General features: G+C 65.3%; 19 protein-coding genes. 8 read left to right on the forward strand and 11 right to left on the reverse strand.

Annotated features, from left to right (window positions below; genetic code table 11):
• Both trbB and Q0379_RS07235 read right to left on the reverse strand, forming a co-directional pair.
• A partial coding sequence (gene trbB / locus Q0379_RS07230; RefSeq protein WP_299006431.1) for a P-type conjugative transfer ATPase TrbB occupies positions 1–835 on the reverse strand: 835 nt, incomplete at its 3' end.
• Between the two features lie 179 nt (positions 836–1,014).
• Entirely contained in the window at positions 1,015–1,386 is a 372-nt protein-coding gene (locus Q0379_RS07235) for an MmcQ/YjbR family DNA-binding protein (protein WP_299006348.1), read from the reverse strand.
• Between the two features lie 313 nt (positions 1,387–1,699).
• Here Q0379_RS07235 and Q0379_RS07240 point away from each other — a divergent pair, with 313 nt between their 5' ends.
• From Q0379_RS07240 to Q0379_RS07275, 8 genes are all read left to right on the forward strand, one after another.
• The gene (locus Q0379_RS07240) at positions 1,700–3,178 is read left to right on the forward strand and encodes a hypothetical protein (protein WP_299006351.1); all 1,479 of its coding nucleotides are present in this window, start codon (positions 1,700–1,702) and stop codon (positions 3,176–3,178) included.
• A gap of 481 nt (positions 3,179–3,659) precedes the next feature.
• A complete protein-coding gene (locus Q0379_RS07245; protein WP_299006353.1) occupies positions 3,660–4,241 on the forward strand; it encodes a hypothetical protein in 582 nt (193 codons plus the stop codon).
• Positions 4,242–4,270: 29 nt separating this feature from the next.
• A complete protein-coding gene (locus Q0379_RS07250; protein WP_299006354.1) occupies positions 4,271–4,834 on the forward strand; it encodes an RES family NAD+ phosphorylase in 564 nt (187 codons plus the stop codon).
• A 43-nt stretch (positions 4,835–4,877) separates the two neighbouring features.
• Complete coding sequence (locus Q0379_RS07255; RefSeq protein ID WP_299006356.1) at positions 4,878–6,182, forward strand: DNA methyltransferase; 1,305 nt, start codon at positions 4,878–4,880, stop codon at positions 6,180–6,182.
• Positions 6,183–6,295: 113 nt separating this feature from the next.
• On the forward strand, positions 6,296–7,135 hold the full coding sequence (locus Q0379_RS07260; protein ID WP_299006358.1) for a hypothetical protein: 840 nt from the start codon (positions 6,296–6,298) through the stop codon (positions 7,133–7,135).
• Positions 7,132–8,238, forward strand: coding sequence for a hypothetical protein (locus tag Q0379_RS07265; RefSeq protein ID WP_299006360.1), 1,107 nt, complete (start codon positions 7,132–7,134; stop codon positions 8,236–8,238). Before Q0379_RS07260 ends, Q0379_RS07265 begins: the two co-directional genes overlap by 4 nt.
• Positions 8,231–9,661, forward strand: a complete 1,431-nt coding sequence (locus Q0379_RS07270; protein ID WP_299006362.1) for a hypothetical protein — start codon at positions 8,231–8,233, stop codon at positions 9,659–9,661. Before Q0379_RS07265 ends, Q0379_RS07270 begins: the two co-directional genes overlap by 8 nt.
• On the forward strand, positions 9,658–11,013 hold the full coding sequence (locus Q0379_RS07275) for an AAA domain-containing protein (protein WP_299006364.1): 1,356 nt from the start codon (positions 9,658–9,660) through the stop codon (positions 11,011–11,013). The genes Q0379_RS07270 and Q0379_RS07275 overlap by 4 nt, the downstream gene beginning before the upstream one ends.
• 83 nt (positions 11,014–11,096) lie before the next feature.
• Here the strand turns inward: Q0379_RS07275 and Q0379_RS07280 are convergent, their stop codons facing one another.
• The 9 genes from Q0379_RS07280 to Q0379_RS07320 form a co-directional block, all read right to left on the reverse strand.
• Positions 11,097–11,513, reverse strand: coding sequence for a CopG family transcriptional regulator (locus tag Q0379_RS07280; RefSeq protein WP_299006366.1), 417 nt, complete (start codon positions 11,511–11,513; stop codon positions 11,097–11,099).
• Positions 11,510–13,465 carry a conjugal transfer protein TraG gene (locus Q0379_RS07285; protein WP_299006368.1) on the reverse strand — a complete coding sequence of 652 codons (1,956 nt, stop codon included), beginning with the start codon at positions 13,463–13,465 and terminating at the stop codon, positions 11,510–11,512. Before Q0379_RS07285 ends, Q0379_RS07280 begins: the two co-directional genes overlap by 4 nt.
• Positions 13,466–13,480: 15 nt before the next feature.
• Positions 13,481–15,190 (reverse strand): DUF3363 domain-containing protein, encoded by a 1,710-nt coding sequence (locus Q0379_RS07290; protein WP_299006371.1) that lies wholly within the window; start codon positions 15,188–15,190, stop codon positions 13,481–13,483.
• Between the two features lie 228 nt (positions 15,191–15,418).
• On the reverse strand, positions 15,419–16,243 hold the full coding sequence (locus Q0379_RS07295) for a lytic transglycosylase domain-containing protein (protein WP_299006375.1): 825 nt from the start codon (positions 16,241–16,243) through the stop codon (positions 15,419–15,421).
• Between the two features lies 1 nt (position 16,244).
• Positions 16,245–16,751, reverse strand: coding sequence for a S26 family signal peptidase (locus Q0379_RS07300; RefSeq protein ID WP_299006377.1), 507 nt, complete (start codon positions 16,749–16,751; stop codon positions 16,245–16,247).
• On the reverse strand, positions 16,748–17,206 hold the full coding sequence (locus Q0379_RS07305; protein ID WP_299006380.1) for a DUF2840 domain-containing protein: 459 nt from the start codon (positions 17,204–17,206) through the stop codon (positions 16,748–16,750). The genes Q0379_RS07300 and Q0379_RS07305 overlap by 4 nt, the downstream gene beginning before the upstream one ends.
• Positions 17,203–17,505, reverse strand: a complete 303-nt coding sequence (locus Q0379_RS07310) for a helix-turn-helix domain-containing protein (RefSeq protein ID WP_299006382.1) — start codon at positions 17,503–17,505, stop codon at positions 17,203–17,205. Before Q0379_RS07310 ends, Q0379_RS07305 begins: the two co-directional genes overlap by 4 nt.
• A gap of 108 nt (positions 17,506–17,613) precedes the next feature.
• Positions 17,614–18,366, reverse strand: a complete 753-nt coding sequence (locus Q0379_RS07315; RefSeq protein WP_299006385.1) for a DUF2285 domain-containing protein — start codon at positions 18,364–18,366, stop codon at positions 17,614–17,616.
• Between the two features lie 168 nt (positions 18,367–18,534).
• Positions 18,535–18,849 (reverse strand): helix-turn-helix transcriptional regulator, encoded by a 315-nt coding sequence (locus Q0379_RS07320; protein ID WP_299006387.1) that lies wholly within the window; start codon positions 18,847–18,849, stop codon positions 18,535–18,537.
• Positions 18,850–18,860 lie beyond the last annotated feature (11 nt).

Here is an 18,860-nt window from a genome sequence, read left to right on the forward strand (position 1 = left end):
GTCGCCCACGTCCGGCGAGCACGGCGATGACGTCGATGGTCTCGGCGATCAGGCCGCGCGGCACGGTGACCACCGCCTCCTGGATCAGCTGTTCCAGGCGCAGCAGCGCCCCTAGGGCCGAGCCAGCATGCAAGGTGCCCACGCCGCCGGGATGGCCCGTGCCCCAGGCCTTGATCAGGTCGAGCGCCTCGGGCCCGCGCACCTCGCCGATGATGATGCGGTCGGGCCGTAGCCTCAGGGCCGAGCGGACCAGGTCGGTGAGGCTGGCCACCCCCTCGCGCGTGCGAAGGGCGACCTGGTTAATCGCCGCGCACTGCAGCTCGCGCAGGTCTTCCAGCAGGATGACCCGGTCGCCGCCCATGGCGATCTCGGCTAGCAGGGCGTTGACCAGGGTGGTCTTGCCGCTGGACGTCGGCCCAGCCACCAGGATGTTGGCGCGATCGCGCACGGCCTGCGCAAGGATCTCGCCCTGGCGGTCGGACATCACGCCCGACAGGACGTAGTCGTCGAGCCGGAAGACCAGGCTCGCGGGCTTGCGGATGGAAAAGGTCGGGGCGGCCGCCAGCGGCGGCATCAGGCCCTCGAAGCGCTCACCCGTACCAGGAAGCTCGGCCGACAGCCGCGGCTGTCCGGCATGGATCTCGGCGGCGACGTGATGGGCCACCAGCCGCAGGATCCGCTCGGCGTCCTCGGCCGAAACCGACAGCCCAGCATCAACCAGTCCCGCATCAAACCGGTCGATCCACACCCGGCCATCGGGATTGAGCATGACCTCGGCGACGCCGGGGTCCTCCAGACGCGCCAGCAGCAGCGGGCCCAGCGCCGTGCGCAGCATCTGGCGGCTGCGTTCGCGTCCAAGTTCGGTTTCGGAAAGGTCCACGGCTGATCCCCGGTTTCCACGGGGATGAGTAAGAAGGCCCGAAATCAGCCAATCTCAACAGCCAAATCGGCGCGTCGTACCCTGGCGTACAAAGACAGGGAAACGGCGGCGTCGCTGGAGAAGCGGGTCGGCGGCTAGGCCGAAATCACGGACGCCTGCGCACCGACTGTCCCTGCCCTACCCCGCGCCGCGCCAGTGCGCGTGGCCACCGACCAGGCCGCCGCCAGCAGCTCGGCCGCCACGTCGGCCTCCAGCGCCGCCAGACGCAGCAGGATGATCCCGGCATTGCGCCGCCGACCAGGCTCGGGCGCGGCCGCGTCACTGAGCGAAAGCGCCCAGGCCTGGCGCGACGGCGAGACCTTCACCACCGCCCAACCGGCCGCTGGCCAGCCCAAGGTCGCGAAAGCCTTGCCGCCGATCCGAAACTGGGTGGTCTCGAAGATCGTCCTGGCCTGGATGCCAGGTCCCAGGTTCATCGCCAGCGCGGAAAATTCGTCGGGGGTCATCGGTTCCTCGTGCGACACGCGCGACCACAATCCGAGTCGCCACTCAACGCAAAGTCGGACTGACCAACGCCAGAACCGGACGTGCGCTAGTGCGCGTCCGGCTCGTTCGCACGCTCATCGGACACCAACCGAACGGTCTGCGCGCGCAACCGACGATGTCGAGCCCTAAACCGGCGGCTACGGGATTGGACTTGCAAGCTTAAGTGATCGAGAGAACAGTGTTCTCGCATAAGTCATCGAACGGGGGTGGATGATGCGAGCTCTTATTCTTAGCGCGTGCGTGGTGTTGGGCGGGTGCGCCGGTAGCCCACTCGTGGTGAGTTATCCCGTTGGGACATCGCGCGAGAACCTGAAGGGGGAGTATCTCGGCGACTACAGCCTGGCCAGTTCGCGCGTTCTCGTGACGATTAGCAGCCCTAGCGCTGGCGGCGCTACGACAGCGGCTGCCTCGACAACGCCGGCCGTCAACTTCACCAGCGCCATCACCGTCTCGACCGTCGCGCCCGAACAAAAGCCTGCGGCCGCCAAAGCCGAAGCCAACGTGTGCGCGGACATTCGAAAGACTTACAATACCGACCGGATGGCGCCGTTACGCTTCGTCAAAAACCACGCCGACTTCGCAATCCAAATCGATACCTGGCTGTCGACCCCGCCGACCGGTGAAGCCAAGGTCAACGCAGCGCTCGCAGTTTTGGACAGCTTCCTGGCTGATCGCGCCCAGGACAAGGGAGCGCTGGTTCGCGCCGCACAGCTTCAGCCGCTACTGGCGGCCTGCCCGCAGCTTATCACCGTCGAGCTTAAGGAGGTGGTCGAGGTCGACCAAGACTCTACCTTCCACCTCTATGGCAATCGCGCCTGGTTGGCGGACAACACGATCGCAGGGGAGTTTGAGGGTCCCTATTTGAAGTCGATCAACGCGACGGGGGACGATCGGACCGGAGACGTCCTTGTCGAGGCCGCCAAGTCGATAGCCGTTTTCGAGGCCTATGGACGCCCTGTGGACCCGAAGACGTTTGGCTATGAGGGCCGCGCCGCAATGAGCGCTTTCATCAAAGTGGCGGGGCTCGACGTCATTGCCACCCTAGCGCAGAAGATCAGAGAGGATGGGTTCGAGGCCGATACGTTGACCCAGCTCAAGTCGGCGATCGAGGTGGAGAGCAAAGCCGCCAGCGCGGTGCCGCTCCCTGCTATCGATGAGGATCTCCCTCTTCGGAAAACCTACTCAATCTCCGACCTGAAGGCGGGTCAGTCTCCGTCTTACGCGCTCAACGTCACGATCAAGATTGACGACTGCAGCACAGAGGCCGTCGCCGCAGAGAAGGCCGAGCGCAGGACAAGCCTGACCACGAAGGAGACGACCAAGTATTACGGCGGCGTCGTCTCACCCGCGACGATCAGCTGCGTGATCGTGGCGAGCCGCGACGACAAGGAGCTGGCGCGCACCGTGTTCGCGGCGTCCGACGCGACACACTTCCAGGTGCTGCCGCTGCCGAAGCAGCTCTTCGTAAAACAGACCTCCGGCTATGGTTGGACGGCCGGTCGACTGACCAAGGCCGATACGACCCGCCCAAGCCCCGTGGTCGCGTGGGCGAGCATTCCTTTCCGGATCGTCGGTGGCGCCGTCGGCGCGGTCTCGGACGGGATCAAGGGACGCAACGGCGTGATCGACGCCGACAAGGCGCGCATCGAGGCTGAAACCGCCCGGCTGAAAGCCGCTAAGGCGCTCGAAGACGCCAAGAAGCCAGCGGCCGATACGGCGCCAGCAACTACGACCAGCACGGGCGCTAACTAGAACGGCGACGTAAAACCACGCCAGTTCAGAAGCTTACCCGAACTCGGCTGCTCGTCGGAGCAGGCGTTCGGAATAAGCCGCGCGCCTCTTCGAAAGGTTCGGTCCATCTGTTACGCGCACTCCGCCGGTACTGCGTCCAAGGGCTACCAAAGCAGCTTCAACCGTCTTGGCTGTGCACAAGGCAACCAGATGACGTTGGAGCACGAAGTGAAGTTGGGTCGGAGACGAAACGGTTGCGCGTGGCATCGCGCAGAGAACCGATCTCATAGGCACCGAGAGCTGCGCTTCACGGGTTCCGAAACACGCCGCCTAGGTAGTGCCTATGCCGCGATCGCCGATCGTGGCGACAGCCGGTCCCGGCCGTCGCAACGAAAAACCAACATGCAGACCATGGATTGCACATTCTGCCCATATTGCCTATCCTGCTTATGGAGGACGAGTCGTGAGCGCACAGAAGCAATCTCATCTTACACGAGCCGCCTTGACCAAGGCGATCGAAAGCAAGGTCGAGCGCATGCCCCTGCACGACCTTGTCGAGCTAGCCTCAACGTTGAAGGTGACCGTGCCTCCCGCCGCTAGGTCGATCCGGCGGCGCGAGGCGCAGGGAGGCGTGCAACCGGCCAAACCCGAAGGCCGCATGCTGCAGGGCGCTGGCGTAGGACCGGTCGTGTCGGCTGCCAAGGGCAGCCGGCTTCTAGACGCCATAACCGTCAACGTCGAGGCGACCGATTGGGCCGAGAGCGAACTTGTCGGTGCGGGGGCGCTGGTCGAGCAGCTTAGCATTGCTCGAGGCACCCTCGACAACTGGCGCAAGGCCGGCAAGGTCATAGCGCTGCGCAAAGGGTTGCGAAACTTCGTCTATCCGCTCCGGCAATTCGACCGCCGACGGCCCGTGGACGGCCTCGACCAAATCGCCGAGCATTTTACCTCCGCCGAAGAGGCTTGGGAGTGGTTGGTCGCCCCAAACCGAATGACGGACGGCAAGGCACCGATCGACGCACTTCATGCTGGCGATGTTCAAGCCGTGCTCAGAGCGGCAGCGGGAGCTTTTGACTACGCGTGAAGCTGGTTGCGTCCAAACTTAGGGAGCGGGTGATCTCCGCCAAGCTCGCCGACTGGCCGCGGATTCTGCCCACCAAGCATCGGGCGACGCCGGCCGGAGCGGGATACGGCTCAAGCCGGTATTCTAGCCCAACCGACGCCTTCAGGGTGCTGTACGCGGCTATCGACTTCCCAACCGCGTTTGCCGAAGCCGTGGTGCGCGACCGGTTCGAGGGCAAAACGCGACGCTATCTCTATCGCCCGCACCTCGAACAGGTCTGCTTGACCGCCGTCAGCTCTGCCCGCGAACTTACTTTGCTCGATCTCCGGGGCGCGGGCGCCTATGAGCTCGGCGTCAACACGGATGCAAGCCGGGCTCGCGAGCACAGAGTCGGCCAGACTTTCTCGCAGTCTGTGCACAGTGGGCTGCCTGAGGTCGACGCCATCCTTTTCGATTCCCGCCTAACCACCGGCGCCTGCGTCGCCATCTATGATCGCGCCTTCCCTGCGCTGTCGGCGACCGTACCGATCGCGCTGATGCAGGCTGCCCTTCTGCCGGCGGAGATCACCCGGCTTAACATCGTCTTGCGGCGCGAACGAGGGTATGCGCCGTGAGGGGGCCAGCGCGAGATTCGCGCCTTGATACTGGGGCGCGCTGATGGCGAAGCGACTTTGCATCGTTTCGCCAAAGCGGAACAAACGCCTGCAGACCGGCTGGGAAGGCTTCTTCCCCTACTACGCTGGCTACCCTGAGCTCTTCGCCCGCGAGCTTCTGAAGAGCGCCAAGTTGCCACATGGTGCTGTGGTCCTGGATCCGTGGAACGGTAGTGGGACCACCACCTACACCGCTACGACGCTCGGCCTGAACTCTATTGGGATCGACCTGAACCCGGTGATGATCATCGTCGCACGCGCCCGTCTCCTGCCGCCCAGCGAAGCCGATCATCTTCGTCCCCTCGCCGCGACGATTCTGTCGCATGCTCATTCTGCTCCACCAGAGCTCGCGCCGGACGATGCCCTCCTGAGCTGGTTCGATCCTGCAACCGCCGCCTTCGTCCGTGGCATCGAACAGAATATCCGACGAAGCCTGGTTGGCAGCATGACCAAGTCGCCGGATGGGGTGCATCTCGATCGCATCTCAGGTACCGCCGCAACGCTCTACGTGGCCTTATTCGCCGCTTGTCGGCGTCTGGTCGCGCCGTTCCGGTCGTCAAACCCCACTTGGTTGCGCGCGCCTAAGGCCGACGATGCCCGGATCGCCGCCCCTAAGGCCGCCATCGCGCGGGATTTCGGCAACAATGTACGAGGCATGACCGCCGCTCTCGTGGAGAAGCGCGAGGCGGACCAGCACCTGAAGAAGCTACCGCACCCAGGGGACTGCAAGATCAGCTTATCTGACACGGTCGCGATGGAGCTACGAGATGCGAGCGTCGACTTCGTACTGACCTCACCGCCCTATTGCACACGAATTGACTACACGGCGGCGACGCGCATCGAACTGGCGGTGCTGGCGCCGCTACTGAAGACCGCTGAGCGCGCCCTCGGTCGGCAGATGATCGGCTCCACTCAGGTCCCTAAGGGCGAGATTGAACTCGACGAAGCATGGGGCAAGAGCTGCCTTAGCTTTCTGGCCGCGCTCAAGGCCCACCCATCCAAGGCCTCAGGCGGCTACTACTACCGCACTCACCTGGACTACTTCGACAAGATGAATCGTTCCGTGCAGCGTTTGGCTCGCAGCCTAAAGCCCGGTGGCCGCGCCGTGCTGGTGGTGCAAGATTCCTACTACAAAGACATCCACAACGACCTGCCAAAGATCATCACCGAGATCGGCGCGGGCCACGGGCTAACCTTGGCCCAGAGTGCATCCTTCCATCTCCGCTCAATGTCTGACGTGAACCCGGGCCGAAAGACCTATGTCCGCCCGTCGGGCGCGACTGAATCGGTTCTCTGTTTCCGCAAGTAGTCGAGGCGCGGGCCGAACTTTGCGCGAGAGCATAGAATCCTCGCCACCTAGCATGGACGACCGTGTGCAAGCATGGGATTGCATGGAAAAGCGTGGAATGATACATAGAGGTCATGTCTCGCACCGTCTCCATTGCTGATCAGCTTGCGCGCAACGTCCAGCGCCAGCAGGAAGCGTTTGCGGCCATGGCAAAGGCTTTGGCCACCGGGGATGCTCCCGGCCGCGAGCGGGCGCAGACGAAGATCGCCGAGCTGACAGCGGAATATCAGCGCCTCACCGAATCCCTTCGCTTTAGCGAGTTGGAAGCTCGTGAGATCGCCACCCCCCGGGCGCGAAAACCGGGCAAGCCCCTGCGCGAGTTGGCGCTCGACGCGCTAGATGATCTTGGCGTGCCTGCGGCGCCAGCGCTGATCGCTGACCTGACAGCGGCACTAACCGGGGACCGACCGTCGCCGTCGCGGTTTGCGAGCTTGCGACGCGACGAGGAAAACGCCGCCCGACGGAATATCGCGGCGCGTCCGGCATGGGTCGCGCCGGCCATCAACGCGCAGCAGCTAACCGCCATTCCGCGTTTGCTCACCAATTCGGCCTGGGAGATGGAGCGCCGCATCGTTGGCGCCCGCAGCATCCGGACCGACAATCTTCGTATCGCGATCAGCCTGGCGAGCCGGCTGGCCCACCTTCGCGAAGCCGGCGCGCACGAAGCTAAACAGGTCGAGCGCCTCCTGTTCCCATTTGCGCGCTCAGTGCCCGGAGCCGTGAAGCACGGCCAGGAGATCGACACCCAGCGCACAATTGACGCCGCCCGTCAGGAACTGGCACCGATCGAGAACGCAGACTTGGAGGAACGGCGCGAGGCGGCCGCCAAGCTTGCGACCGCTGGTCCACAGGTGCGCCTGTGGGGCCGTCCCGTGCTGATCGACACCGCCACTGCGGAGAGGGCCGTTCGGTGACCCCCGAGAACGCGCGTCTCGCCCGACTGCGTGGTGGCCTAGCGGCCGTCGAGGTGGGCGCGCGCGGGCTTGAGGGCGTGGCGCGCAATACGGCCTGCACGCGCTTGCGAGCGATCATTATCGCCGGACTTACCCCCAGCGAAGTCATTGAAAAGGTTTTCAACGAGACAGGCGACGCCATGTCGCCCTTTGCGATGACGCTGTCCCAGGCCTTCGAACGTCGGATGCTGGGCAACGGCGGCTCGTCACTGCTAACCGCCTATCGCGAGAAGAGCCTACTCAGCCAGATCGAGGTGAAAATTGCTTCGGTTGAGGACATGGCGCCCGGCGACAGCCCGGTGGCCCGCGCGCGCCGGGTGACCGAAACGCAGCGACTGCTCGACCTAAAACTCGCCGGGGATCCGCGCGCTCCGAACCTGATCTTGAGCCCCAGGATGCCGCTCGAGATCGTGGGCGTCTCACACCCGGTGGAACTGGCTTACCTGATCGCCAGCGACGCCGAGCCCGCCTACCGGGTGGGGGTGATCAAGTCATTCGCCGATCGGGGCGGTAAAACCGACAGAGCCGATATCCGGGCCGCCTGTCGCGAGGCGGCCGTTGGCACGATGGCCCTGCGACAACATATCGCCGGTCGCGGTCGCGCCCCGGAAATGGCGGTCGACAAGGTGGACCTGGTGCTGCGCGCGCCTGGATCGTTCAATCCGCGCCTCTTCGCGCAAATGCGCGCGGAATCGGAGTTGGCCTCCCTGGGCCGCGCTCTCGCCACGGCGCCGGCCGACTTGGACGAAGTAGAACGGCTGCTGCCGGCCGGCGGCACACTAGCCGACCCGACCATGATCGAGCGCCTGCCCAATAACTATCGCTCGGCCTGCAAGGAGCACTGCGCGCTTTGGGAGCGATGCCGCACCCACGCTCTGGCGGCCGGCCAGCCAATCGTCCTCGGCGATCTTGCCGCCGAGCAGCTAGCGGCGGCAGGCTCTATTACACGAGCCCTGGACCTTTGGAACGGACGTGGACGCCCTCCTGAGAACGAAGCGGAGGCCACTCTGATGATGGCGCTGCGTGAAGCGGGCCATGTGCTCGATAGGATCGCCAATGGCTGACCTCTTTCACGTCGCAGCCCGCCTCCGCGCCCTGCAAAACGGTCAGGCCGTGCCCATCGTGTCTCAGCGCCAAGTGGTGATCCAGCCGCACGCCAAGATCCTCACACTGATCTCCATGGCCGGCGAAGATACGTCTGTTCATGCAGCCGCCTTCGGTGGGTTCGGCGAGGCGGCTCAGGTCTTCGTCGTGGCCGACCCGCGCCGCCGCGATGATCAAAACGCCCTATTGCGCGAGCTCCTGCCACTTTTCGAGAACTACTACGCCCAGTGTCGCCGCGACGGAACGTTCCCACAAATCTGGGTTTCGTCCGCCGGAGCCCTTGGCCACCTCGACACCCTGGCTGACCGCCTGCGCTTCACAGACGAGCCGGACATGCGTCGCCTCGGTGAACTCTGGACCTATGCCGGCGAGCGGTCGCCGATCGCTGGCCAGCAGGCATTGATCAGCGCGTCGGGTGCCCTGCGGCTCCACTACGCCACCGGGCAGCAGGAAGCCGAAGACGAGCACCTGCTCGCCCTCCTGACCTGGATCGATCCGCCGCGCGGTCGCGATATCTTCGCTGCTGTGGCGATTGCGGAGGAGACCCCCATGGGCGTGAAGACCGACCCCGCCTTCGATAGGTCCACGCTACAGCCAGCGATCGAAGCTTTTCACAAAGCCACGCCCGGTGCTGAACAGGCATTCCACCAGACGCGCATCAGCCACATGCTTGAAGGCGTCATCCGGCCCATCTACACGGCCACACAGCGGGCGATCGCTACGCTGACCCAGTCGCGCTGGCGCGACAACCCGGCGCTGATCGAGTTAGCGAAACAGGAAAGCGACGAGTTCGAGCGCTTTATGCAGGCGCGTGATGAGGGCCGCCGCCTTCCGTACAACGATCGTCCGAAGGCCGCCGCGATGAAAATCGCTGCCCGCGAGCGCGCTGTCAGTAACGTCGAAGCCGGGATGCTTCGCCACGACAACGCCGCCCGCGAACGCGGCGTGGTGAAGGGCAGTGTCCTGCGCGGCCAACTTGTCGGCCGCCACGAGCACCACCTCGGGCCGCGACAGTACGAATATGACTTGGTGCTCAGCAGCCACCAGGACAGCTTGCATCTTCGACGCGGCGACGAACTGTACCTTTTGGACGGCGCCAACCTCTCAATGGAGATTACCGAGATCGAGCGCCGAGGTCCGTTTACCTGGGTGACAGGCCGCGTGGGGGTCGGCAAACGGGTGGCAAAGAAGATGGCGGTTGGTCCCATCTTGGATTTCGGACCGAGCGCGCCGGATTGGCCGGGCGTTGGGCGAGCGCTCACCCGAATGAGCACGCGTCTCATGAACCCGCCCTGGACGCATGGAGATGCCCTGCCCGCGGCGACACCAAGCCTGCACAACAAGCCCTCCAACCTGCTCGCCGCCATTGAGGATCTGACATGAGCGTCGCGCCCGATCCGGAAGCCGCCGCAAATGCGGCGCTCGACGCTGTATTGAATAGCCAATGGGACGGCGTCCCCGCTCTGGTGCTACGAAGCCCGCCGGGCGCCGGCAAGACCGGCGTCGCACAGCGCATCGCTTTGCAGAGCGCGACCCACCTGCAGCAGCGCTGCATGGTCGTCACCCAGACTAACGAGCAGGCCTATGATCTGACACGGCGCTTGATTACCAACCGAGCCGGTCTCCCCCTCTACATGTTTGCAAAGGCCGGACTTAATCTGCCCGATGACCTGCGCACTGATCGCCGGTTGAGGATAGTCGAGCGAACCGGCGATCTTCCAAGTGAGCCCTCCATTACAATTGGCAATGCCGCAAAGTGGTCGTGGATCGACAGCGCCGATCCGATATTCGACATGCAGGTGGTCGATGAAGCCTTCCAGCTACCTGACTACAAGTACCACCTAATCTCCAACCTCGCCCCTCGCCACGCGCTTATCGGGGACCCCGGTCAAATCGACCCCTTTGTGAGTTGTGAAATCGAGCGCTGGCGCTGCGATCCATCCGGCCCCCAAGTCGCGTGTCCAGCCGCGCTGGTCAAGCGCCATCCCGGCGTCATGCAGCTGGATTTGCCCGTCTCTCGGCGGCTCAACGAAGACACTGTCAGCCTCATTCAGCCGGCCTTCTACCCGGACATGCCGTTTCGAGCGATGAGCCGTGACCGCTCAGTGGCGTTCCAGGTTGCGGGCATCATGCCCTTCGACGCGGCACTCGACGGTGTTGCCGCAGGCGCTTCCATCGTCATGGTGGAGTTGCCGCCGCAGATCACAGGTGAGGCGGATCGGGAACTGGCCGAGGAATTGGTCGCCTCAATTTTGCGCCTGCTGCGCCGCCTTCCCCGGATAAGCGACGACGGCAGTATCCGGGCCGTGACGCCGGCCGACATCGGCGTCGTCTGTGCGCACGTGAGCCAGGTCAACGCCGTGCGCGAGCGTCTCGGCCCCGGCCTCTCCGATGTCTTTGTGGAAACCGCCAACAGATTCCAAGGCATCGAGCGGCCATTCATGTTTGTGCATCACCCGTTGTCGGGCCGCGCCGACGCCACGGCCTTCCACCTCGACGCCGGCCGCCTCTGCGTGATGTTGTCCCGTCATCGCATCGGCTGCTGGATCTTCGGCCGTCAGGGCATCACCGAGCAGCTGATACGGTTCGCCCCGGCCGGCGACCGCGCCCTTGGGATAGACGAGGATCTGGAGTATCGGGGGTGGCGTGCGCACCTCACCGTACTGGTTGCCTTGTCGCGGACGGGCCGCCTCTATCCGGCGGTGAATGGCTTGGTGCCGTCGAACGCTACCTAGAGTATCTAGTGCACAATTTTCCTCCTAGAATAACAGCACTATCGGCGTCCTTCGAACCAGACTTTCTCAGCGCCAGAGTAGAGTCACCCATGGTCCCCGCCGGCGCGCTCTTCCAGCAGCTCAGCACGCAGCAGACGGCCCGTCGCCAGCCTCCGCGAAAGCGCCTCGATAAAGCCTGCGTACCGTTCTTGGCCCTTTGCATTCTGAGCCCTCTGATCGCCGCCCGACAGGCTGGGTGTGGCGGTCAGCCACGCCTTGACGAAGAGTGCCACAGCCTCGTTTGAGATCGTCACGTCCCGGTCGAGGCGTTCGAGCTCACGCGTGATCCGATCAAGCCTTCGCGTGACCGCAGCCTCAGACGCCTCAGCGCCGTCGGCCGAGAGATGGGACGCCAACGCGGCCTGCACGATCTCGGACTTTGATCGGCGCATCCGGCGGGAGGCCGCATCGAGAGCCTGCGACAGGTCTCTCGACAGGAATACCTTGGCCTGCACCTTCACAGCGGGATGCCGTCGTCAGGATCCATCGCGGCGATGCGAGCCGCGACCCGGAACCGGCGCGCCTGCTCGGCCTCAACGGAGTCATCCGCGTCCAAGTCGATTTCAATTTCGGGCTCGGCGGTCGCCGGTTCGGCGACATCGGGTGGCGACGCATCCAGCTCCGGCTCTACACGCAACCCGCCCTCGTCCACGTCGCTGACAGGTCGGTCCGCCCCTTCGATCCGTGCGGCCGTTATCGCCGACCAGGCCGAGACCTCGGTTGCCTCAAGGACTGAAGGTTTCCGCGGCGGACTCCTGACGCGAGACTTCAGCTCCGGATCGACATAGTAGCGGACCTTATTCGCCCGGACCGGAGCCACGCCAGAGACCTGAACGAGCGCCTCGTCGGCAGGCAGCTGCATCACCTCGCCCGGCGTCAGCAGCGGCCTGGCCGTCTCTTGGCGACTGACCATCAGGTGGCCGAGCCATGGCGACAGCCGGTGCCCGGCGTAGTTCTTCATGGCCCGCATCTCGGTGGCGGTGCCGAGACTGTCGCTGATCCTGCGCGCGGTGCGCTCGTCGTTGGTCGAGAATGCGACCCGAACGTGGCAGTTATCGAGGATCGAATTGTTCTCGCCGTACGCCTTGGCGATCTGGTTCAGGCTCTGCGCAATCAAGAAGGCCTTGATCCGGTATCCGGCCATGAACGCCATGGCCTGCTCGAAGAAGTCGAGCCGACCCAGCGCCGGGAACTCGTCCAGCATGAGCAACAGACGGGGCCGATGGCGCGCCGACTCCAGACCTTCCGTCAGCCGGCGGCCGATCTGATTGAGGATCAGCCGGATCAACGGCCGGGTCCGGCTGATGTCCGACGGCGGCACCACGAGGTAGAGAGTCACCGGCCGCCCGGGCGTGACGAGGTCGTCGATCCGCCAATCGCAGCGGCAGGTGACCGCCGATACGATGGGATCGCGGTAGAGCCCCAGAAAGCTCATCGCCGTGGACAGGACGCCTGACCGCTCGTTCTCGCTCTTGTTCAGCAGTTCGCGGGCGGCGCTGGCGACGACGGAATGGACGCGGTCACCCAGATGCGGGGTGGCCATCATGGCCCGCAGGGTCGCTTCGATCGTCCTGCGCGGATCGGCCAGGAAGTTGGCCACGCCGGCCAGCGTCTTGTCCTCTTCGGCATAGAGCACGTGGAGGATCGCGCCGACCAGAAGGCTGTGACTGGTTTTATCCCAATGCGACCGTCGCTCTAGCGCGCCGTCCGGATCCACCAGGATGTCGGCGATGTTTTGAACGTCGCGCACCTCGGTGGGACCGCGACGCACCTCCAGCAGCGGGTTATAGGCGCTGGAGATTGGATTGGTGGGGTCGAATAGGAGCACCGGGCCAACCTTGGATCGGCAGGCTGCCGTCAGCTGCCAGTTCTCGCCCTTAATATCGTGGACCACCGCCGACCCAGGCCAGGTCAGCAGGGTTGGAACCACCAAACCCACGCCCTTGCCCGATCGGGTAGGCGCAAAGCACAGGACGTGCTCGGGTCCGTCGTGGCGCAGGTAGTGCTGGCCCAGCCGTCCGAGGACCACACCGTCGGGGCCAAGCAGGCCGGCCGCCCTCGCCTCGCCCTCGGTCGCCCATCGCGCCGAGCCGTAGGTCGTCACCTTCTTGGCTTCGCGGGCGCGCCAGATCGACAGGCCGATCGCCACGAACACCGCGGTCACCGCGCCGCCGCCCGCCATGAACGCGCCGCGCGCGAACACATTGGGCGCATAGGCGTCGTAGACAAACCACCAGTAGAAGAACGCCGGCGGGGGGTAGACCGGCCATGGCCCAAGGCGAAACCAGGGCGGTCCCAGTTGCGGCTGAAACCCCAACCGCCACGCGGTCCATTCAGTCGCCAACCATACGCCGGCCAGCACCAAGAGGCTGACGACCAGGATTTGGCCCCAGAGGATTTTCGTTCCTGACATGGAGGAGGCTCATGCTCAAAGCCCTCTCCCCCGCTTGCGACCGAGCGTCCAATCGACCCCTCCGCCCGGAGTCATCGTTCCCTTCACCTCCTGCCCGAGGCGGTCTTCCAGACCTCGCGTCCAGGGCACCAGCTGGAACCCGAGGCCATCGTCGATCATCGCAAAGCGCCCCGACGCAAGGTCGAAGCGTCGCCGGTAGACGCCCTGGACAAGTTCACCGGGCCCCATTTCGGCGGGACTGCACCCGGTTTCGGTACGGATGTTCGCCGCGATGCGATCCAGTTCCCGTGCTCGCAGGGTGGCGATCAGCCCCGCCTTGGGGCGGCCAAGCCGGTCGGCCAAGTCCTGGCGCTGGAGATGGGTGCGACGCGCGGTCAGGGCGTCGCGCACTTCGCGGCCAAAGCCATGGCTCGCCAGCGGGGCCGGATCCTTGACGACGAGCTGACGATCCAGCCAGGTGGCCCCGGACGCTGTGACCTGACGCTCGATGGGCAGGTCAGCGCGATGCACCAGATCCAGGACACGCTTGCCATCGTCGAGCTGACGGCTGCGGATCTCAACAAGCCCGCCGACGGGCGTATCACCCGTGGCGCCAAGATCCCTGAACTTGAAATGGTGCAGCCGACCATCGACACCATCGACCACGACATAGGCCTGGCCGGTGAGCTCGTCATGAAGCCCACGATCAGCCAAGCGCCCGGTAAGCGGCGTGTCGGGTTCGCCAGCGTGGATCTGCAGGTCGGCGGGATCGCGTTCACCGCGCCAGGCCCGGTGGAGGGTCTTGATGATGTCGCCGCGTTCGCCCAGAGCGCGTAGGCGAGGCTCCAGGTCGTCGTCCAGGCGCCACTTACCGCCTTGTTCGGCAGCCAGGCCGAGCCTCTGCAGGAACTTTGCGCGGCCAATGAGCCGTGGAGGAGCCGGCCCCGCCTCCCGGTCGGGACGTAGGTCAACGAGCCCATCATCCCCGAGCCGATCGCGAAGCTTGCGGTCCAGGCCGGTCCAGCGTTCCGCCTCGACTTCTCGGTCGAGACTGGCTTCGACCTCGGCGGCCGACCGTGGCCCCAGCTCCAACCCGACAAGCACCTCGGCGCGCCGCCGCATACCCTCGCTGATGTAGTCGCGATCGATGACCAAGTCCTGGCCATCCTCGCCGACACCGCGGACCAGTACATGAACGTGGGGGTGCTCGGTGTTCCAGTGGTCCACGGCCACCCAGTCCAGACGCGTACCCAGGTCCTTCTCAGCCTGGGCCATCAGCTCCCGAGTGGTGGCCTGGAGGTCTGCCAGCGCCGCGCCGTCCTCAGGGGAGACGATGAAGCGAAAATGATGGCGGTCCCCCTCGCATCGCTCGGCGAAGGCGTCGTGATCGGCCGCGCCGTCGCGATCGAACATCTGTCCCGGTGAGCCATCCTTGGTGACACCTTCTCGACGAAGGTAGCGCAGGTGCATAGCCAGCGGCGCGGCCCGGTAGCGGGCGCCCTCGTGACGAACGATCCGCGTCTTGATGATCACCCGCCGGTTTGAGAAGGACGTGCGCCGTCCGGCGTCACGGCCTCGACCCGACCGCCGGATACGCCCCCTGCCCTTTAGGTCGATCGAGCCCAGTCCGCTCTTGCGCGAGGCGGCCATCACCTCGCCGACGAAACTACGGCCCGTCTGCACGTTGCCGCCGCCGCGATCGCCGATCCGCCCGAGACGAAGGAAGAAGGCCTCGTCGTCAGACATTTCGGCCATCGCAGGCCGGGGTCCCGGACAAACCGCTGAAGACCTTCAGGAACTTGCAAAATCCGGGACCAGGCGCGCTCGTACGGTCCCGGAAATTCTTCAACACCACCAAGGCCTTGGACCAGAATGGTCCCGGCCCTTTTATCTCGCCGTCTCTGCCGAGCTTGAAAACGCCCCTCCCCCAGCGCCCATCAGCTCCGTCCGAAGCGTTCCAAAGCGGCTGGCGCATCACGGCGACACCTTTTCCGCCGGGAGTGCGAACAGACCGAGGTTGGGCGCATTGCCCCTGTCGGAAGGCGGAGCGGCAAACAGCGGCGACCGCCGCCAGTCGATACTGGCCGGCGCCATGCTGGGCCCTGCTCGTGTCTCGTCAGCCGCGATCGAGCGCTGCACCTGGGCGACGTAGGCGATCGTTTCGGGCGGCAAACGCCGCCGTCCGGCGCGCGCATCTGCGTAGCGCGCGGGTCCAGCGTTATAGGCCGCCAGGAAGCCCTCCTGGCCGAACTGGTCCAACAGCTGACGCAGATAGGCCGCCCCGGCCAGTACGTTCGCGCGCGGGTCGAACGGATCGTCGCCGAGCCCTTGCTGTGCGCTAAGATCGCGCCAGGTCCCAGGCATCAGCTGCATGAGACCCATCGCGCCCTTGGGCGAGATCGCTCGGTTGTCCCCACCGCTTTCTGCCGAGATGACTGCATCGAGCCAGATCGGAGGCAGCTGAAATCGCGCGGACGCCTCTTCAACAAACCGTGCCACCGGCAAGGGCTCTGCAGCCCAAGCCGCGCCACATCCGAGCGAAGGGCCGACCACCGACAGCGCAAGAGCCACGACCGCGACATGGACTTGCTGGCCGGAAAAGCGCCCAAGCCACACACAGGTCCCGGTATGAACCAGAGTGCGGCCGTGCTCGGCGCCGTCAAGGGAAGCGCGCAAGGCGCGCCGGCCCGCTGGCCGCCCTTGACCGCGCCTGCGCGCGACCGCCGACATGTCCTCGGCCGGGACGAGGAAAGACTCAGAAGGCCGGCCGAACCAGGAAAGATGAGCGGGGTGAGCCATGTCAGCGCGCCCAGGTCCAAAGCGGTGTCAGCCGGCCAACGACGCAACGGCGGGACAGTGTTCCAAAGTAGCGCCCATCGAGGCTTCGACGCTCGGGGTTAAGGAGGAAGACCTCATCAGCCGCCAAGCGCCGGCACAGCGGCGCAGGGACGAGCCGGCGGCCGAGCCTGTCGTGGTTCAGCACCTGCGCGACCACCGCTCCATCGATGCGCACCAGGTCGTGCTGTACGCAGACCACCTGCCCCTCGGTGGCGGCGATGCGCTTGATCAGGGGCACGTTGAGCGGCAGGTAATGGCGCTCTGCCATCCACCGCCCGAGGCGAGGCGGTGGCCGCACGAGCGCCAAGCCACCCGCGCCGGGCCAGCGCTCCTCCAGCCAATAAAGCCCGACCGGAACACTGGCGGTAGTGTTGAAGATCAGACGCCGAGTCACTGGCATGACCGCAGGCGCGATCGTCAACACGCAGCCAACAACCGCCGCCGCTAGGAGCCTGGCTCGGCGGCTCATCGCACCAACCTCCGGCGCAGCAGCCATGCACGATGGCGCTGCCGCTCGTAGGCACGGGGCGCTAGTCCGACCGCGATCCGCGCGCCGACATGCCGCCAATAGTCCGGCGCTGCCGTGACGGCGGCCACGCCCACCCGCTCCACGCCGTCGATCGCTTCGAGCACCGATTGGACTTTCGCCCAACCACTGAGGTTCAGCAGGATCTCCGCGCCCGGCGCGACGAAGGGGTAGGTAGTGAAGGCCTCCCCTGGCTTGACCGCGCGCAGAACCGCGATGCGGGACTCGATCGTTCCGTACTCGCCGCTGCGCCAGCGCACGAAGGCGAAAACGGCGCCTGGCGCGAACTCGACGATGCGTCGGCGTCGATCGATGATCCGTTCAGCAGCAATGCGTCCGAACCGTATCCACCGTTCGATCTGGCCGTCCAGCCAGAGCAATTCGACCTGGGTGTTCATCGCCCGGCTCCATCATCGCGCGGGCCGGGCGTTGTGAATGCGGGCGCTGTGGCGGAATGCCGCTTCGCCGGCGGCACGACCTGGGCATTGGGGTCGCTGGTCGATGTGCGCGCCGCGCGCTCGGACCAAGCCTGCAGATCGGCCAGGGCGTAGACCACCCGTCCGCCAATCTTGCGATAGACTGGACCGGTTCCGTACGACCGATGCTTCTCCAAGGTGCGGTCGGAAAGACCCAGGAAGCGCGCCGCTTCCGGAGTTCGCAGATGTCGCGGCGGTCCCGCGGCGCCGTTGCTGGTCATGGCGTACCCTCGGCGACGCCCGGATAAGGCCGGCGTCGTTCGGATAGGCTGGCGAGCAAACGGCGATACAGGGATGACGAAGACCGCCCCCCCTGTTTTCGTCACCCCTTAGAGCCCGCCACGGAGGAGCTTGAGATAGCCCCCCTCCATCAGCGTTCGGCCGGCATGGGCCAGCCTAATGGTCGTGGCGCGCAACGAAGCGGTCCGCCACGCCTCCTGGGCGACGAGGGCTTCGCCGAACAACGCCGCGGCGATCGTGCGGTAACTGTCGCCGCGAAGGCGTCCATCAAGCGCGACGACGCACCTCGCCAGGCGCATGCGCTGCGCGACGGTGAGCCGGGACGAGATCGGCGGACGCCCCTTCGTGGCGCGATCCAGCGCCTCGGCGGCGCGCACCCGCAGGCCGTAGTCAGCGTCGTAGGCCAGCAGTACCGCCATCGGCCCGGACGCATCCTCGAGACCGCGCAGCAGTACTTGAAGGCCCGCCGTCAGGCGAATGTGCAGTCCTTCCTCAGCGGCGCGGGACCGGCCTGGTGGCAATTTCAGGACGATCGATCCGCTCGGCATAGGATTGGGCGTCAGCGGAACAACGATCCCAGGTGCGATCTCGGGCCGCCAGAACACGTCGGCCTCACCAGAACCGACGTCTGGATCCGCAGGAAACCTCAGCCCCCAGCGCTTATCGATCGCAACAGATCCGCGCGCGGCGCCAACGGCAAACTCCCGACGGTAAGCCGGATTACGCCGAAGGAATTCCCACGCGAACTGCGGCACCACGAGGTTGGTGTAGGCGCGCCAGCCGCCGTCAGCGCTTCCGCCGGGCGGCTGTCTCGATCCCGTCGAAGACGCGAGCGCGGCCATGACGCCATGGCGCCAGAAGCGCCACCAAAGCGCACAGCTTGGCCATTGCTCCCGACATGGAAGAGCTGCTGCGAGTCCCAATGTCGTGGCTTTTTGCACATTGGATCGCCGACAACGCGGAAGTCGCCGCGCGATGAATGCGCGATCCCCGTGTCAATTTACGCAGGACTAGCGGCGCGACTTTCTGCTCAGAGCAAGCGCGATCATTCTGTCCATCCAGTCGAGGTCGTCAGCGTCCAGAACGGACAGCTTGTCCAAGATCCGAACGAGCGGATCACCCTTTCTTCCCCTGACGGCAAACTCGCCCGCGCCGAAGAAGTCGCGGACGTCCACCTTCAGTGCCGCCGCCAACTCCTCCAGCGTCTTCAAGCTCGGCGTAATCTCACCGCGCTCAATACGTCCGATGGACTCAAGCGCCTTCCCGACCCTGTCGCCAAGCTCAGCTTGCGTGAGACCCGCCAGCTCGCGGTGGTGACGAACCATCGCTCCAATCT

It is taken from the genome of uncultured Caulobacter sp. (genome assembly GCF_937900395.1).
Lineage (GTDB): Bacteria > Pseudomonadota > Alphaproteobacteria > Caulobacterales > Caulobacteraceae > Caulobacter.

Coding starts and splice junctions, on each gene's coding strand:
- Q0379_RS07300 (WP_299006377.1), bottom strand. CDS start 16,751: ATGAGCCGCCGAGCCAGGCTCCTAGCGGCGGCGGTTGTTGGCTGCGTG.
- Q0379_RS07270 (WP_299006362.1), top strand. CDS start 8,231: ATGGCTGACCTCTTTCACGTCGCAGCCCGCCTCCGCGCCCTGCAAAAC.
- Q0379_RS07260 (WP_299006358.1), top strand. CDS start 6,296: ATGTCTCGCACCGTCTCCATTGCTGATCAGCTTGCGCGCAACGTCCAG.
- Q0379_RS07235 (WP_299006348.1), bottom strand. CDS start 1,386: ATGACCCCCGACGAATTTTCCGCGCTGGCGATGAACCTGGGACCTGGC.
- Q0379_RS07275 (WP_299006364.1), top strand. CDS start 9,658: ATGAGCGTCGCGCCCGATCCGGAAGCCGCCGCAAATGCGGCGCTCGAC.
- Q0379_RS07315 (WP_299006385.1), bottom strand. CDS start 18,366: ATGGCCGCGCTCGCGTCTTCGACGGGATCGAGACAGCCGCCCGGCGGA.
- Q0379_RS07255 (WP_299006356.1), top strand. CDS start 4,878: ATGGCGAAGCGACTTTGCATCGTTTCGCCAAAGCGGAACAAACGCCTG.
- Q0379_RS07305 (WP_299006380.1), bottom strand. CDS start 17,206: ATGAACACCCAGGTCGAATTGCTCTGGCTGGACGGCCAGATCGAACGG.
- Q0379_RS07285 (WP_299006368.1), bottom strand. CDS start 13,465: ATGTCAGGAACGAAAATCCTCTGGGGCCAAATCCTGGTCGTCAGCCTC.
- Q0379_RS07295 (WP_299006375.1), bottom strand. CDS start 16,243: ATGGCTCACCCCGCTCATCTTTCCTGGTTCGGCCGGCCTTCTGAGTCT.
- Q0379_RS07310 (WP_299006382.1), bottom strand. CDS start 17,505: ATGACCAGCAACGGCGCCGCGGGACCGCCGCGACATCTGCGAACTCCG.
- Q0379_RS07320 (WP_299006387.1), bottom strand. CDS start 18,849: ATGGTTCGTCACCACCGCGAGCTGGCGGGTCTCACGCAAGCTGAGCTT.
- Q0379_RS07290 (WP_299006371.1), bottom strand. CDS start 15,190: ATGTCTGACGACGAGGCCTTCTTCCTTCGTCTCGGGCGGATCGGCGAT.